General features: G+C 71.6%; 1 protein-coding gene. It reads left to right on the plus strand.

What is annotated here, in order from left to right:
* Positions 1 to 290: 290 nt before the first annotated feature.
* The coding region (locus GRX66_RS19130; RefSeq protein WP_233745722.1) for a HEAT repeat domain-containing protein at positions 291 to 1,269 on the plus strand (979 nt) is incomplete at its 3' end.

The raw sequence follows: 1,269 nt of genomic DNA on the forward strand, positions 1-1,269 counted from the left end.
GGTCGTGGGCGGCGAGGTCGTAGCACTCCTCGACGACGTGGAGGCAGTCCCCGTCGATCGCGACCTGGTCGGCGAGCGCGCTGCCGGGACGCGCGGCGTCGATGCCAGCCTCGACGCACGCAATCGCAGTGCTACGGGCGGGCGTACCGGCGAGCCTCGACCGGTCACGGATGCGCATCGTACCGGCGGAGACGGGGCGGCACGCCAAAACCACACGGGTTCCCGCGGCGAGATTGGGGAAAGCCAAACGTCTAAAGCGTGCCGGCGAGAGGTACGTCCAGAGACGCCCGATGGAACGCGAAGGCCGCGACGTGGACACCGCGGAAGTCGCCGAACTCAGGCAGTCCGTCGACACCGACGACGTCGAGGAACTGGCCGAGCGCCTCGAGAGCCCGGACCCGGACGTCCGGGCGGGGGCAGCGTGGCGCCTCGTGGAGGCGGCGTCCGCCCGTCCGACGAAGGTGCGGACCGTCCTCGACGGCATCGTCGACGCAGCCGACGACCCCGACGTCTGGGTGCGCCGGGGCGCGACGTGGACGCTCGCCGAACTCGCGGAGCACCAGCCCGACGCCCTCTCCGTGAAGTTCTCCGAGTTGGTGTCGCTGACGCGTGCCGAGGACCGGCTGGTCAAGCAGAACGGCGCCGTCGCCGTCGCGGGCGTCACGAAGACGTATCCCGCGCGGGCGTCCGCTGGTCTGTCCGCAATCGCGCCGCTCACGAACGCCGAGGACCCGCTCCTCCGACGGTACGCCAGGGAGGCCGTCGAGGAAGTGACGAAGGCCATCGCTGCGCGCGCGGAGGACGCGGGCTACCCGATGGTGGTGCGCGCCCACCCCGAATACGCCGACCTGTTCCCGGAGGGCGTGTCCGTCGTCACGGTGAACGAGGACGACGACCGGACGCGTCCGGTGTACGTCTCGTTCGGGGAGGACGCGCCCAAGCGGGCACCCGACGATGACCGGATCATCCGCGACCGCGGGCCGCCGGACGAGGTTCCGGACCCGCCGCGCGTGTCGCTCACCGAGGCCGACGTGGATCCGAACCTCAAACTCCGCGAGGGCGTCCTGACGACGGACTACCGCGCGGACGTCGACGAGGAAATCCTGGAGCACGGTCTGGCGGTGGTTCGACGCCTGCACGTCGACGAGAGCGCGGTCCGGTCCGCGTTCGAGGACGCCGTGGAGCGCTGGACGGCGGTCGACGACCACGACCACGTCGTGTCCGTACTCGGCCACGGGCCGCGGTGGCTGGCGACGCGCTACGACGACG

This window comes from Halobacterium bonnevillei (genome assembly GCF_009831555.1).
Lineage (GTDB): Archaea > Halobacteriota > Halobacteria > Halobacteriales > Halobacteriaceae > Halobacterium > Halobacterium bonnevillei.